Raw genomic sequence first — 13816 nt, 5'->3', positions numbered from 1 at the left:
ATACTTCGTGAAATGCTTCGCTCTTTTGGCTTGAGCAAAAGGGCAGTGGACGTGGCACGCAGCGATGGACACAGGCGCCCGCACGGTGGCGCGATCGACAGCTTCTAAAAAGGGACGGTCATGGTTCGAGTTCAGAAACTGGTGCGGGCAATTGCAGCGGCGAGCGCCTTGATGTCTGGCGCGGCCCAGGCCCTCAGCCTGGGGGAGATCCACCTCAATTCGGCCCTCAATCAGCCCTTCGATGCCACCATCGATCTGTCGGACCTGCGTGACCTCGGTACCGCCGAGTTGCGCCCCAATCTGGCGTCCGTCGAGGATTTCGGCAAGGCCGGTGTCGACCGTGCCTTCTTTCTCAACGATCTCAAGTTCACCCCGGAGGTGCGCAACGGGCGCACCGTCATCCGCGTAACCTCGGCGCGTCCGGTGCGCGAGCCCTATCTCAACTTCCTGCTGGAAGTGAACTGGCCGAGTGGCCGGATCCTGCGCGAGTACACCGTGCTGCTGGATCCGCCGCTCTATACCCCCCAGGCTGCGGCAGCGCCGTTCGCGCCCCAGGTGCCGGCCACGCCGCGAGCGCGCGCCAACACGCCGAGCGCACCGCGTCCGGCCACGCCGCCTGCCGCGCCAGCACCGAGCGCGACCCAGACACCGGGCACCTATACCACCGAGCGGCGCGATACCCTCTGGGAAGTGGCGGCGCGCAATCGCCCGGCCGCCAGCGTCACCGTCGACCAGACCATGCTGGCGATCCAGGATCTGAATCCCGACGCCTTCATTGATCGCAACATCAACCTGATGAAGAGCGGCCAGGTGCTGCGCCTGCCCGATCAGGCCCAGGCCGGAACGCGTCCCCAGCGCGAGGCGGTGGCCGAGATCGCCCGCCAGACCCGTGCCTGGAAGCAGGGCGGCGACGGCGCGCCTGCCGGGACGCCGCGCCGGCAGGTGGATGCTTCCGCCCAGCCGAGTGGCAACGAGGCCTCGACGCCTGCCGCCCCCAAGGACAATCTCAAGCTACTCTCCGGTCAGCCTGCCGGCCGCGCGGGCGAATCCGCCGGTGGCAAGGGTGGTGATCAGTCCCTGGCCGATCGCCTGGCGGTGACCCAGGAAAGCCTGGACACCACCCGCCGCGAGAACGAAGAACTCAAGAGTCGTCTGGGCGATCTGCAGTCGCAGCTCGACAAGCTGCAGAAGATCATGCAGCTCAAGGACGCCCAGCTGGCGCGGATGCAGGCCAACATGGCCAATCCCCAGGCCGCGGGTCAGCCGGCCCAGCCGCCGGCGACGCCCGAAGCGGCGGCTCCGGTGACGCCTGCGCCGGCCGAGAACACCCCCGCACCCACGCCCCAGGAAGCGACCGCCGCCGCGCCGGTCGCTCCGGTCGACGCCTCTGCACCCACCACCTCGCCGCCGGCCAGCGAGGCGGGTACCGGCGCGGCGCCGCCTGCGGCCAGCGAGCCCAAGGTCATCCCGGTCACGCCCAGCACCCCGGCGACCGAGCCGACCGAGGCCACCAACAGTTTCCTCGACGAGATCCTCAGCAATCCGCTCTGGCTCGGCATCATCGGCGGCAGCGCCTTGCTGGCCCTGCTGGTCCTGCTGATGATCAACTCGCGCCGCAACGCGGTGAAGGAGGCCGAGCGCGAGCGTGACGCCGAAGCTGCGCGCACCGACACCGTGTTCGACGCCGATCCCGAATTGGGCGATCACCATGCCCTCGCCGGGCTGGAGCTGAACCAGGGCAGCCAGGACGCGGCGCGTGACGCCGACGCCCAGGACGATGCCCTGGGTCAGGCCGACATCTACATGGCCTATGGCCGCTTCAGCCAGGCGGCCGAGGTGCTCAAGAAGGCCAGCGACCAGGAACCTCATCGCGCCGATCTGCGCCTCAAGCTCATGGAAGTCTATGCCGAGATGGGCGACAAGGACGGCTTCCAGCGCGAAGAGCGCGAACTCAAGGAGATCGGCGGCGCCCAGCCGGCGGTGGAGCACCTGAAGTCGCGCTATCCGGCCATGGCCACCGTCGCGGTCGCCTCGGCTGCGGTCGGGGCCGCCGCGCTGGCCGCCGCCCACGAACTGAGCGAGGAGCAATCGCGCAACCAGGGCTTCACGGCCACCGAGGACAGCCAGGACTTCGATCTGTCCCTGGATGACTTCGGCAGCGAGGATATCCAGGGTCATCAGCCTGCCGGTCCGGCGGAGGAACCCCTGTTCGGCGAAGCCTTCGCCGATGCCCAGGCCAAGGCGGCCGACCCGCGCGACGATTTTGACTTCGATCTCAATTTCGATGCCGAACCCGCTGCCACACCTGCGGCGACTCCAGCTGCCAAGGACGATGACTTCGCCCTGGACTTCAGCGAATTCGAGCGGCAGGGCGACCTGGCGCATGACGAGCCGACCGCGGGTTCCAGTGCGGCTTCGGCCTTCGACGAGCCACTGGATGCGCCCACGCCGCCGGCGGCCGACGCCGAGCTGCCCGCAAGTTTCGACCTCTCCGACTTCGACGACGAGCAACCGGCGCCCAAGCGCGAAAGCGACGAGGAATTCGCCGCCCGCCTGCAGGAGGCCTCGCGCCAGTTCGATGCGGAGACCACCAGTGGCACGGCGGGTAGCGACGGTCTGGACGACTTCGACTTCCTGTCCGGCGAAGACGAAACCGCCACCAAGCTGGATCTGGCGCGCGCCTACATCGACATGGGCGATCCGGAAGGTGCCCGGGACATCCTCGACGAGGTGATTGCTGAGGGGAATGCCGGGCAGCAGCAGGAAGCCCGGGAGATCATCGCCCAGCTCAGCTAAGGCTGGCCGGACTTGGCAGAGGAGGGGAGGCGCTATAAGCTGCCTCCCCTTTTTTTTGCCTGGCCGTCGTCTTGGATTTTCTAGACCCCACGATCATCGTTCCGCCGCAGCGCATCGCCCTGGGCGTCGAATACAAGGGCGCCCGCTATCGCGGCTGGCAGCGCCAGCAGCCGGGTGTGCGCTCCGTGCAGGAGACCCTGGAAGACGCCCTTTCCGAGGTCGCTGCGGCGCCCATCGCGCTGCACTGCGCCGGGCGTACCGATTGCGGGGTGCATGCCACCGGCCAGGTGGTGCATTTCGAATCACCCGTCGCCCGGCCGCTCAAGGCCTGGGTGATGGGCACCAATGCCAATCTGCCGTCGGATATCAGCGTGACCTGGGTCAAGCCGGTCAGCAACGAATTCCATGCCCGCTTCAGTGCCATGGCCCGGCGCTATCGCTATGTGATCTACAACGATCCCATCCGACCTGCGCACCTGGCGGAGGAGGTCACCTGGAATCACCGTCCGCTGCGGATCGAACCGATGCGCGAGGCGGCCCAGGTACTGCTCGGCACCCATGATTTCACTTCCTTCCGGGCCAAGGCCTGCCAGGCCAAGTCGGCGATCAAGACCATCCACCACCTGCGTCTCTGGCAGAGCGGACGGCTGATCGTCCTCGACATCCGCGCCAATGCCTTCCTGCACCACATGGTGCGCAACATCGCCGGGGTGCTGATGGCGGTGGGCTGTGGCGAGCGGCCGGTGGCGTGGGTGAGCGAGGTCCTGGCCGCGCGCGAGCGGCGGCTGGGTGGCGTCACCGCCCATCCCTATGGCCTCTACCTGGTGGACGCCGAGTATCCCGAGAGCACGCCCGTGCCGAAGCGGCCGCTGGGTCCGCTGTTCCTGGGGCATATCCCCGAGCTGGATGACCCCCAAGGCTGACGCTTCGCGGGTGGTCTGCTAACATCCACCGATTTGGAACGAGGTCATTCCGGTTTGGCTAACGTTCGAGTGAAGATCTGCGGGATCACCCGGGTCGAGGATGCACGGGCCGCGGCGGCTGCCGGCGCCGATGCCATCGGCCTGGTGTTCTATGCGCGCAGCCCGCGGGCGGTCAGCGCTGCCCAGGCCCGCCAGATCGTGGCGGCGCTGCCACCCTTCGTGACCAGTGTCGGGCTGTTCGTCGATGCCTCGCCCTGCGAGATCGAGGAGACGCTCGACGCCGTGCCCCTGGACCTCCTGCAATTCCATGGCGACGAGTCGCCGGCGCAGTGCGCCCGGTATCGCCGTCCCTACATCAAGGCCCTGCGCATGCGCGAGGACATCGACCTCGCCGCCGTCGCGCGCGACTATGCCGGCGCCCGCGGGCTGTTGCTCGACACCTATGTCGCCGGCGTGCCCGGGGGCACCGGTCAGGCCTTCGACTGGGCCCGGGTGCCGCAGGACCTGTCGCTGCCACTGATCGTGGCGGGTGGGCTGGACGCGGATAACGTCGCCACGGCCATCGCCGCGTCCCGGCCCTTTGGGGTGGACGTGAGTGGCGGCGTGGAGCAGGCCAAGGGCATCAAGGATGCCGCCGAGATCGCCCGATTCGTGGCGGCCGTGCGGGGTGCGCCCACCGCCTGATGTGACCCTCGTCGGGTGGTTGCCGTCCACACCTGCGACATATTCAAGCAGACCCGCCCCGGGTGGGTCTGACGTCCGGCTCCCCGGGAGCCGGCATGCGACAAGAGGGTAGCGGCCCGGGATACAGCGGGCGCTGCCGAACCTATTACAGATGCTCAAGGAAGGCGTGGCCCAGGCCACGCTGGGAGCCCATGCAAGTGGAGAGAGATGCATGAGCAATTGGCTGGTCGACAAACTGATTCCTTCCATCATGCGGTCCGAGGTGAAGCGCAGTTCGGTGCCGGAAGGTCTTTGGCACAAGTGTCCGGCCTGCGAAGCGGTCCTCTACCGTCCGGAGCTGGAAAAGAATCTGGACGTGTGCCTCAAGTGCGGTCACCACATGCGCATCAACGCGCGACGCCGCCTGGACATCTTCCTCGACGCCGAGGGTCGTGAAGAGCTGGGTACCGAGCTGGAGCCGGTGGATCGCCTGAAATTCCGCGACAGCAAGAAGTACAAGGACCGTTTCACCGCGGCGCAAAAGGAAACCGGCGAAAAAGACGCGCTGATTTCCATGCGCGGCACCCTCAAGGGGATGCCGGTGGCGGTCTGCGCCTTCGAATTTTCCTTCATGGGCGGCTCCATGGGTGCCGTGGTCGGCGAGCGTTTCGTCCGCGCGGCCAACGTGGCCCTGGAAGAGCGCTGCCCGTTGATCTGCTTCTCCGCCTCGGGCGGTGCGCGGATGCAGGAAGCCCTGATCTCCCTGATGCAGATGGCCAAGACCTCCGCAGTGCTGGCGCGTCTGCGCGAAGAGGGCATTCCCTTCATCTCGGTGCTGACCGATCCCGTCTATGGTGGCGTCTCCGCCAGTCTGGCGATGCTGGGCGACGTCATCGTCGCCGAGCCCAAGGCGCTGATCGGCTTCGCCGGTCCGCGCGTGATCGAGCAGACCGTGCGTGAAAAGCTGCCGGAAGGCTTCCAGCGCAGCGAGTTCCTGCTGGATCACGGCGCCGTCGACCTCATCGTCTCGCGCAAGGAATTGCGTGATCGCCTGGCGCGCCTGCTGGCGACCTTCCAGCACCAGCCGGTCCCGGCGGCCTGATGGCTTCGCGCAGCCTCGCGCAATGGCTGGCCTATCTCGAGCAGCTGCATCCGTCGGCGATCGACATGGGCCTGGACCGGGTGCGCGAGGTCGCGCAGCGGCTGGGCCTGACCCGGCCGGCGCCGCGGGTGGTGACCGTGACCGGTACCAACGGCAAGGGCTCCACCTGCGCCTTTCTCGCCAGCCTGCTGCGTGCCAGCGGGCAACGGGTGGGCGTCTATGCCTCGCCGCACCTGGTGCGCTACAACGAGCGCGTCGACGTGGACGGTACCCTCGCCAGCGATAGCGATCTCTGCACCGCCTTCGCCGCGGTGGAAGCCGCCCGCGGCGAGATCAGCCTGACCTATTTCGAAGTGGGTACCCTGGCCGCCTTCTGGCTGTTCGAGCGTGCCCGGCTGGATGTCGCCGTCCTCGAGGTCGGTCTGGGCGGACGCCTGGATGCGGTCAACCTGATCGATGCCGATCTGGCGCTGGTCACCAGCATCGGCCTGGATCATGCCGAATGGCTGGGCGATACCCGCGACAGCGTCGCCGTGGAAAAGGCCGGGATCTTCCGCGCCGGCAAGCCGGCCCTCTGTGGCGATCTGGAGCCACCCGCGCCGCTGATCGACGCCGCCGAGCGCCTGGGCGCGCCCTTGCTGCTGCGCGGCGAAGCCTTCGACCTGCGCATCGAGAGTGCCGGCTGGTTCTGGCGTGGGCGTGATGCCCAGGGCAATGACCTGGCGCTGCCAGGCCTGCCGCTGCTCGATCTGCCCATGGAAAATGCCGCCCTGGCCTTGCAGGCCTACGCGTTGCTCGAACAGCCCTGGCTGCCGCAGCAGATGGCGGCGGCGCTCCAGGCCACGCGCATGACCGGACGGCTTGATCGCCGTCAGGTCGAGCGGGCACGGCAGAGACGCAGCGTCCTGCTGGACGTGGCCCATAATCCCCATGCCGCCGAATACCTGGCCCGCCGCCTGGCGATGAAACCGGTCGCCGGCGTACGGCGCGCGGTGTTTGGCGTCCTGGCCGACAAGGACCTGGACGGCATCCTGGCGCCCCTGGAAAGCCTGTTCGCCACCTGGGCAGTGGCGAGTCTGCCGACCCCGCGCAGTCGCGACGGTGCCGAGGTGGCCACTCTCCTGGCGGCGCGCGGTGCGCGCGCCGAGGCCCATGCCTCGCTGCTGGCCGCCTTCGAGGCGCAACTGGCCGCCAGTGCGGCTGACGACGAGGTGGTGGTGTTCGGCTCCTTCTACAGTGTCGCCGAGGTCCTCGCGCAGCTCTCTTCCCCATCCGAATCCGCGGAGGCATAACCCATGCTCAAGCAAAGAGTCATCGGCGCGCTGGTGCTGCTGGCGCTGATCATCATCTTCGTCCCCATGCTCTTCAATCGCCAGGACGATGCCCGCAAGGTGGCGGTCGAGGCGCCGGGCCAGCCGGCCGCACCCACGGTGCCCAGTACCGAGGTGCAGCCGGTGCAGACACCCGAGGCGCCGCCGGTGGTGGTGGTGCCGGACGAGCCGGCCAAGCCGCTCGGCAAGCCGCAGACGCCGATCGCCGGCACCTCCGGCCAGGCGCCGACGCAGAATGCGCCGGCGAACCCCGCGCCGGCGCCATCCCAGCCTGCCGCGCCGGTCGCCAAGGCGCCCGCCGCCAGCGCACCCGTCGCCAGTCCTCCGGCGGCACCTGCGGCGGCCCCGGCACCCGCGGCCAAGCCGGATTCGCGCCTGGGCGCGGCCAATCTGCCCAACAGCTGGTCGGTCCAGCTCGCCAGCCTGTCGTCGCGGCCCAGCGCCGATGCCCTGCAGGCCAAGCTGCGCAGCCAGGGCTACAACGCCTATGTACGGACCGCCGACGGCATGAACCGGGTCTTCGTCGGGCCGGTGATAGAGCGCAGCGAGGCGGATCGCCTGCGCGACCAGCTCAACAAGCAGAATGGCGTCAAGGGCTTCGTCGTCCGCTTTCAGCCGGAGCGCGGTTAACCCGGTCACAAGGCTCTGCTAGAATGCAGGGCCTTTTTGTAAGTGGACCTTGCCGTGGGCTTCACCTGGGTGGACTGGGCGATCGTCGCCGTTGTCATCGTTTCCTGCCTGATCAGTCTCAGGCGCGGCTTCGTCAAGGAAGCGTTGTCACTGGCGACCTGGATCGTGGCCGGTGGCGTGGCCTGGGTCTTCGGTGGGGCCCTGTCCAATTACCTGGTGGACTATATTCAGGTGCCGTCCGGACGGGTGATCGCCGCCTGTGTCATTCTCTTCGTGCTGACACTGCTCGTCGGCGCCCTGGTGAGCTTCTTGCTTGGCGAATTGATCCGCGTCACCGGCTTGTCGGGCACCGATCGCTTTCTCGGAATGGCCTTTGGCGCCGCTCGCGGTGCGTTGCTGATCACCGTGGCGGTGGGGCTGCTGAGCCTGGGGCCGGTCCAGCAGGACGGCTGGTGGCAGCAGTCGGTGCTGGTTCCACATTTTCTCCTGGTGGCCGATTGGTCGAAGAATCTGCTGTTGGGCTTTGCCGGCCAATGGCTGGGCGCGACGCCCATGCCCAGTCTGCAACTGTTGCCACAGCTGGGGCCCAAGGCTCCTTGAACGGTTTTCCAGGCCTCGCACTGCCGGGGTCATCCTGCGATGGTTCGCCGTCGCATCACTTGAAACAGTGGGGTCGCGTCGCATGTGTGGCATCGTAGGTATCGTGGGCAAGACGAACGTCAACCAGTCGTTATACGACGCGCTCACCGTCCTTCAACATCGCGGTCAGGATGCCGCCGGTATCGTCACCAGCCTGGACGGTAAACTCTTCCTGCGCAAAGACAACGGCCTGGTCCGCGACGTCTTCCAGCAGCGTCACATGCAGCACCTGGTCGGCCGCATGGGGATCGGCCATGTGCGCTACCCCACGGCCGGCAGCTCCAGCTCCGCCGAGGCGCAGCCGTTCTATGTCAACTCGCCCTATGGCATCACCCTCGCGCACAACGGCAACCTGACCAACGTCGAGCAGCTGTCCCGCGAGATCTACGAATCCGATCTGCGCCACGTCAACACCAATTCGGATTCCGAGGTGCTGCTCAACGTCTTCGCCCACGAGCTGGCGGTGCGCAACAAGCTGCAGCCGACCGAGGACGACGTCTTCGCCGCGGTCTCCGAGGTCCATGAGCGCTGCCGTGGCGGCTATGCCGTGGTGGCCATGGTGACGGGCTACGGCATCGTCGGCTTCCGCGACCCCAATGCCATCCGGCCCATCGTCTTCGGTCAGCGTCACACCGAATACGGTGTGGAATACATGATCGCCTCCGAGAGCGTCGCCCTCGACGTGCTCGGCTTCACCCTGATCCGCGACCTGGAACCGGGCGAAGCGGTGTACATCACCGAAGACGGACGGCTCTATACCCGCCAGTGCGCGCAAAATCCGCAGTACGCGCCCTGCATCTTCGAGCACGTCTACCTGGCCCGTCCGGATTCCATCATCGATGGCATCTCGGTCTACAAGGCCCGCCTGCGCATGGGCGAGAAGCTCGCCGAGAAGATCCAGCGCGAGCGGCCCGAGCACGACATCGACGTGGTCATCCCGATCCCGGACACCAGCCGCACCGCGGCCCTGGAGCTCGCCAACCACCTGGGCGTCAAGTTTCGCGAGGGCTTCGTCAAGAATCGCTACATCGGCCGGACCTTCATCATGCCCGGCCAGGCCGCGCGCAAGAAGTCGGTACGCCAGAAGCTCAACGCCATCGAACTGGAATTCCGCGGTAAGAACGTGATGCTGGTGGACGACTCCATCGTCCGCGGCACCACCTGCAAGCAGATCATCCAGATGGCCCGCGAAGCCGGCGCCAAGAAGGTCTATTTCTGCTCGGCGGCTCCGGCGGTGCGCTTCCCCAACGTCTACGGCATCGACATGCCCAGCGTGCACGAGCTGATCGCCCACGGCCGCACCACCGAGGAAGTCGGCGAGCTGATCGGCGCCGACTGGCTGATCTACCAGGACCTGCATGACCTGCAGGAAGCCGTGCGCACCCGCAAGGCACCCAAGGTCGAGCAGTTCGACTGCGCGGTGTTCGATGGCGAGTACATCACCGGCGACGTCGATGCCGCCTATCTGAATCGGATCGAGCAGGCGCGCAACGACGCGGCCAAGGTCAAGCACAAGGCCGTCAGCGCCATCATCGATCTCTACAACGACTAAGGAGCTGCACATGAGCCAAGACTGGGATGCCGGACGCCTGGACAGTGATCTCGAGGGCGCGGCCTTCGAGACCTTGGCGGTGCGGGCAGGGCAGCAGCGCTCGCCGGAAGGCGAGCATGGCGAAGCCCTGTTCCTGACCAGCAGCTACGTGTTCCGGACCGCTGCGGATGCCGCGGCGCGCTTCGCCGGCGAGGTGCCGGGCAACGTCTATTCGCGCTACACCAATCCCACGGTGCGTACCTTCGAGACCCGCATCGCGGCCCTCGAAGGGGCCGAGCAGGCGGTGGCCACCGCCTCGGGCATGTCCGCCATCCTGGCCATGGTCATGAGCCTGTGCAGCGCCGGCGACCACGTGCTGGTCTCGCGCAGCGTGTTCGGCTCGACCATCAGCCTGTTCGAGAAGTACTTCAAGCGTTTCGGCATCGAGGTGGACTATCCGCCGCTGGCCGATCTGGACGCCTGGCAGGCGGCCTGCAAGCCCAATACCCGGCTGTTCTTCGTCGAGTCGCCGTCCAATCCCCTGGCCGAGCTGGTGGACATCGCCGCCCTGGCCGAGATCGCCCATGCCCAGGGTGCGCTGCTGGCGGTCGACAACTGCTTCTGCACCCCGGCGCTGCAGAAGCCGCTGGCGCTGGGTGCCGATATCGTCATCCATTCGGCGACCAAGTACATCGATGGTCAGGGCCGGGGCATGGGTGGCGTGGTCGCCGGCCGTGCCGAGCAGATGAAGGAAGTGGTGGGTTTCCTGCGTACCGCCGGTCCGACCCTGAGCCCCTTCAATGCCTGGCTGTTCCTGAAGGGCCTGGAGACGCTGAAGATCCGCATGCAGGCGCACAGCCAGACCGCACTGGTGCTGGCGCGCTGGCTGGAAGGCCAGCCCGGCGTCGAGCGGGTCCACTACGCCGGCCTGGAAAGCCATCCGCAGCATGGGCTGGCGTGCCGCCAGCAGAGCGCCTTCGGCGCCGTGGTGAGCTTCGAGGTCGCCGGTGGACGTGACGCCGCCTGGCGCTTCATCGATGCCACCCGGATGATCTCCATCACCACCAACCTGGGTGATACCAAGACCACCATCGCCCACCCGGCGACGACCTCGCACGGGCGGCTGTCGCCGGCCGAGCGTGCCAACGCCGGGATCCGCGACAGCCTGATCCGTATCGCCGTGGGTCTCGAAGACCTGGGTGATCTGCGCCAGGACCTGGCCCGCGGACTGGCGGCCCTATGAGTCTGACGTTCGCGCCGGTGGAATTGCGCGTCGCCCTGGTCACCGGCGCGGCGCGTGGGATCGGGCTGGGCATCGCCGCCTGGCTGGTAGCCGAAGGCTGGCGGGTAGTGGTGGCCGACATCGAGCAGGAGCGCGGCGCCAAGGTGGCCGCCGCCCTTGGCGAACGCGCCTTGTTCGTCGCCCTGGACGTGGCTGACGAGAGTCAGGTGGAGTCCGCCGTCGCCCAGGTGATCGGCCAGTTCGGGCGGCTGGATGCCCTGGTCAACAATGCCGGTCTCGCCACTGCCCAGGGCCAGCCGCTGGAAAGCCTGGCACTGGCCGAATGGCGCAGGGTGCTCGGGGTGAATCTGGACGGCCCCATGCTGCTGGCCAAGCATTGCGCACCCTATCTGCGCGAGCAGCAGGGCGCCATCGTCAACATCGCCTCGACCCGTGCCCAGCAGTCCGAGCCCCATGGCGAGGCCTACGCCGCGAGCAAGGGCGGGCTGCTGGCCCTGACCCACGCCCTGGCCATCAGCCTGGGTCCGGAAGTGCGGGTGAATGCGCTCTCTCCGGGCTGGATCGATGCGCGCGATGCCCATGTCCGCGAGGCCGAGCCGCTGTCCGCTGCCGACCACGAGCAGCATCCGGTCGGGCGGGTAGGGACGGTGGAAGACGTCGCGGCCTGCGTGGCCTGGCTGCTGAGCGGCAACGCCGGTTTCATCAGCGGCGAGGCCATCACCCTGGACGGCGGCATGACCCGCAAGATGATCTACCGGGAATAGCGCCTCGTAGAAAATATAATTGGAAAATTCCTTGACGGATCAAGGAGCTACGAGGAGAATGCGCGTCACCCGAAGGGGATGGCTGATTAGCTCAGCTGGGAGAGCACCTGCATCACACGCAGGGGGTCGGCGGTTCGATCCCGTCATCAGCCACCAAACTCTTCGGGAAGTGTTCCGCAAGGTACACGCAATGCGCGGCGGTAGTTCAGTCGGTTAGAATACCGGCCTGTCACGCCGGGGGTCGCGGGTTCGAGTCCCGTCCGCCGCGCCATACAAGTTGTTCCGGGGCCTCTGAACTGCCCGAACGACGCAAGAGAAGCTGCCCCAGGGCAGCTTTTTTTGTGCCTGAAGAAAAGGCCGGTCGATCGTTCGCGGGCTGGCGCCGCTCTGGCCGCCAGCGCCAGCCGGTGGCTCCGTTCAGATCACGAATTCCGCTACCACCTGCCGGAGACCGGCCGCCAGGCGCGACACCTCGTTGCTGGCGCTGGAGGTCTGGCTGGCACCTGCCGCGGTCTGGTCGGACAGGTCCTTGATGCTGATCAGGCCACGGTCGATGTCCTTGGCCACCAGCGCCTGTTCTTCGGCGGCCGTGGCGATCAGCGCCGTGCGCTCATCGATGCCGCCCATGGCGCCGGCGATGGCCCGCAGGGCACCATTGGCTTCCCGCGCAACGGCGAGGGATTGCTCGGCGGTCTGGCTGCTCTGCTGCATGGCCTTCACCGCGTCCGTCGAATCGTACTGGATGGTGCCGATCATGGCTTCGATCTCCCGCGTCGACTGCTGGGTGCGATGGGCGAGGGCGCGGACTTCATCCGCGACCACGGCGAAGCCGCGGCCCTGATCACCGGCGCGGGCGGCCTCGATGGCGGCGTTGAGCGCCAGCAGATTGGTCTGCTCGGCAATGGCGCGGATGACGTCGACGACGTTGCTGATTTCCTGGGCGCGACCCGACAGCGTCCGGATCTGACCGCTGCTCTGGTCGACCTGGGTGGCCAGTCGTTCGATGGCGGTCAGGGTCGCGGCCACGTGCTCCAGGCCGGCCTGGGTGAGGGCGCTGCCCCGTTGCGAGGCGCCGGCGCTTTCCTCCGCATGGCGTGCCACCTCGTCCACCGCGACGCTCATCTCCGTCACCGCGGTGGCCACCTGGCCGATCTCGTCGTTTTGCCTGAGCAGGCCGCGATTGCCGTCGTCGATCACCGCGGTCATCTCTTCGGCGGCGGCGGCCAGTTGGCTGGAGCTGTCCGCCAGATGGGCCACGGTGGCGCGCAGGTTGGCCTGCATGCCGGCCAGGGCGGTCAGCAGGCCGGCGGCCTCGTCGCTGCCCGCCACCTGGATATCTTCGGCGAGATCCTTGTTGGCGATCCGCTGGGCGATGCGCAGGGCTTCGCCGATGGGCACGGTGATGCTGCGCGTCAGCAGGAGGGCGAGGGCGACGGTGGCCAGCAGGGTGGCGAGGATCAGGCCGACGACCCAGGCCAGGCCGTGATCGTAGATCCGGCCCGCCGCGATGCCAGACGCGACCGCACCACGGTCGTTCAGCGCGGCCAAGCTTTCGATCTGCGCCTGTACCTGGTCGGCGGCGATCCGCATGTTGCCATCGGCCAAGGCGGTGGCGCCTGCCAGGTCACCGCTGCGATAGAGGGTCGCGAAGCTGTCCAGCAGGCTCAGGTAGCCCGCGGCACCGTTCTGTACGGCCTGGTAGAGCTGCTGTTCCGCGTCGCTGGACACCAGCGGCGCATAGTCCGCGATTTCCTTGGCGAAGCGGCTGCGCAGCTCGACCAGTGCAGTGGCCATTTCCGACCTGCGCCCCGAATCCTGCGTGCCCAGGCTTCTCAGGCTTTCGAGGCGCAATCGGAGCAGCGCCGCGGTCATCTGCCCGGCCTGGCGCACGCTGGGCATCCAGTCCGTCTCCACCTCGATTTCCGCCTGCCTGAGTTGCCGCATCTGGATCAGGGCGATGGCCCCAAGCGCGATGACGATTGCTACGATAACCGAAAAGGCCAAGGCCGACCGACGACCCACCTTGAGTGTGCGCATCATCATGACAGTCACCATGAAGGAGGCCCTAGGGAACACCGGGCTGGAGTTGTGATGTGCATCACACGCTATAGGGGGTGGCTTAGCGGCGGCTTAAGGCTGAGCCGCCCATCGGACCACTGGTCTGACGATGGCGGTGCGGCTTGAACAGGGCCGG

Annotated in this window: 11 protein-coding genes, 2 tRNA genes and 1 pseudogene; 12 read left to right on the top strand and 2 right to left on the bottom strand. The window is 67.3% G+C overall.

The features are described from left to right. Positions 1–120 precede the first annotated feature (120 nt). The 12 genes from QE444_RS16010 (at position 121) to QE444_RS15955 (ending at position 11893) form a co-directional block, all read left to right on the top strand. Positions 121–2796 carry a FimV/HubP family polar landmark protein gene (locus tag QE444_RS16010; protein ID WP_309739804.1) on the top strand — a complete coding sequence of 892 codons (2676 nt, stop codon included), beginning with the start codon at positions 121–123 and terminating at the stop codon, positions 2794–2796. A 71-nt stretch (positions 2797–2867) separates the two neighbouring features. Then, positions 2868–3719, top strand: coding sequence for a tRNA pseudouridine(38-40) synthase TruA (gene truA, locus QE444_RS16005; RefSeq protein WP_187979519.1), 852 nt, complete (start codon positions 2868–2870; stop codon positions 3717–3719). Positions 3720–3773: 54 nt separating this feature from the next. Then, complete coding sequence (locus QE444_RS16000) at positions 3774–4403, top strand: phosphoribosylanthranilate isomerase (RefSeq protein WP_187979518.1); 630 nt, start codon at positions 3774–3776, stop codon at positions 4401–4403. 211 nt (positions 4404–4614) lie between these two features. Further along, entirely contained in the window at positions 4615–5484 is an 870-nt protein-coding gene (gene accD / locus QE444_RS15995) for an acetyl-CoA carboxylase, carboxyltransferase subunit beta (RefSeq protein ID WP_133860856.1), read from the top strand. After that, complete coding sequence (folC, locus tag QE444_RS15990) at positions 5484–6776, top strand: bifunctional tetrahydrofolate synthase/dihydrofolate synthase (protein WP_273862136.1); 1293 nt, start codon at positions 5484–5486, stop codon at positions 6774–6776. The genes accD and folC overlap by 1 nt, the downstream gene beginning before the upstream one ends. Positions 6777–6779: 3 nt before the next feature. Next, positions 6780–7445, top strand: coding sequence for an SPOR domain-containing protein (locus QE444_RS15985; RefSeq protein ID WP_273862135.1), 666 nt, complete (start codon positions 6780–6782; stop codon positions 7443–7445). Between the two features lie 54 nt (positions 7446–7499). Beyond that, on the top strand, positions 7500–8045 hold the full coding sequence (locus QE444_RS15980) for a CvpA family protein (RefSeq protein WP_017641289.1): 546 nt from the start codon (positions 7500–7502) through the stop codon (positions 8043–8045). Between the two features lie 82 nt (positions 8046–8127). Next, positions 8128–9636 carry an amidophosphoribosyltransferase gene (purF, locus tag QE444_RS15975; RefSeq protein WP_133860853.1) on the top strand — a complete coding sequence of 503 codons (1509 nt, stop codon included), beginning with the start codon at positions 8128–8130 and terminating at the stop codon, positions 9634–9636. A gap of 10 nt (positions 9637–9646) precedes the next feature. After that, positions 9647–10858 carry an O-succinylhomoserine sulfhydrylase gene (locus QE444_RS15970; protein WP_273862133.1) on the top strand — a complete coding sequence of 404 codons (1212 nt, stop codon included), beginning with the start codon at positions 9647–9649 and terminating at the stop codon, positions 10856–10858. Then, positions 10855–11622, top strand: coding sequence for an SDR family oxidoreductase (locus tag QE444_RS15965; protein WP_273862132.1), 768 nt, complete (start codon positions 10855–10857; stop codon positions 11620–11622). Before QE444_RS15970 ends, QE444_RS15965 begins: the two co-directional genes overlap by 4 nt. 80 nt (positions 11623–11702) lie before the next feature. After that, positions 11703–11778: transfer RNA gene (locus QE444_RS15960), tRNA-Val, on the top strand. 38 nt (positions 11779–11816) lie between these two features. Beyond that, positions 11817–11893: transfer RNA gene (locus QE444_RS15955), tRNA-Asp, on the top strand. Positions 11894–12039: 146 nt separating this feature from the next. On the opposite strand, the gene QE444_RS23660 is transcribed toward QE444_RS15955, so the two are convergent. Beyond that, positions 12040–12828, bottom strand: a complete 789-nt coding sequence (locus QE444_RS23660; protein ID WP_405046475.1) for a methyl-accepting chemotaxis protein — start codon at positions 12826–12828, stop codon at positions 12040–12042. Between the two features lie 66 nt (positions 12829–12894). After that, positions 12895–13659: pseudogene (locus QE444_RS23655) on the bottom strand (MCP four helix bundle domain-containing protein); the annotation flags it as partial. Between the last annotated feature and the right edge of the window lie 157 nt (positions 13660–13816).

Origin of the sequence: Pseudomonas sp. SORGH_AS_0199, assembly GCF_031453735.1 — a bacterium.
GTDB classification, from domain to species: domain Bacteria; phylum Pseudomonadota; class Gammaproteobacteria; order Pseudomonadales; family Pseudomonadaceae; genus Chryseomonas; species Chryseomonas aestiva.
This window is presented reverse-complemented; position numbering and strand designations above follow the sequence as displayed.

What these genes read in the sequence shown, in the direction of transcription:
- QE444_RS16010 (WP_309739804.1), top strand. Translation starts at nt 121, where the DNA reads ATGGTTCGAGTTCAGAAACTGGTGCGGGCAATTGCAGCGGCGAGCGCC.
- accD (WP_133860856.1), top strand. Translation starts at nt 4,615, where the DNA reads ATGAGCAATTGGCTGGTCGACAAACTGATTCCTTCCATCATGCGGTCC.
- folC (WP_273862136.1), top strand. Translation starts at nt 5,484, where the DNA reads ATGGCTTCGCGCAGCCTCGCGCAATGGCTGGCCTATCTCGAGCAGCTG.
- QE444_RS15985 (WP_273862135.1), top strand. Translation starts at nt 6,780, where the DNA reads ATGCTCAAGCAAAGAGTCATCGGCGCGCTGGTGCTGCTGGCGCTGATC.
- purF (WP_133860853.1), top strand. Translation starts at nt 8,128, where the DNA reads ATGTGTGGCATCGTAGGTATCGTGGGCAAGACGAACGTCAACCAGTCG.
- QE444_RS15970 (WP_273862133.1), top strand. Translation starts at nt 9,647, where the DNA reads ATGAGCCAAGACTGGGATGCCGGACGCCTGGACAGTGATCTCGAGGGC.
- QE444_RS15965 (WP_273862132.1), top strand. Translation starts at nt 10,855, where the DNA reads ATGAGTCTGACGTTCGCGCCGGTGGAATTGCGCGTCGCCCTGGTCACC.
- QE444_RS23660 (WP_405046475.1), bottom strand. Translation starts at nt 12,828, where the DNA reads ATGACCGCGGTGATCGACGACGGCAATCGCGGCCTGCTCAGGCAAAAC.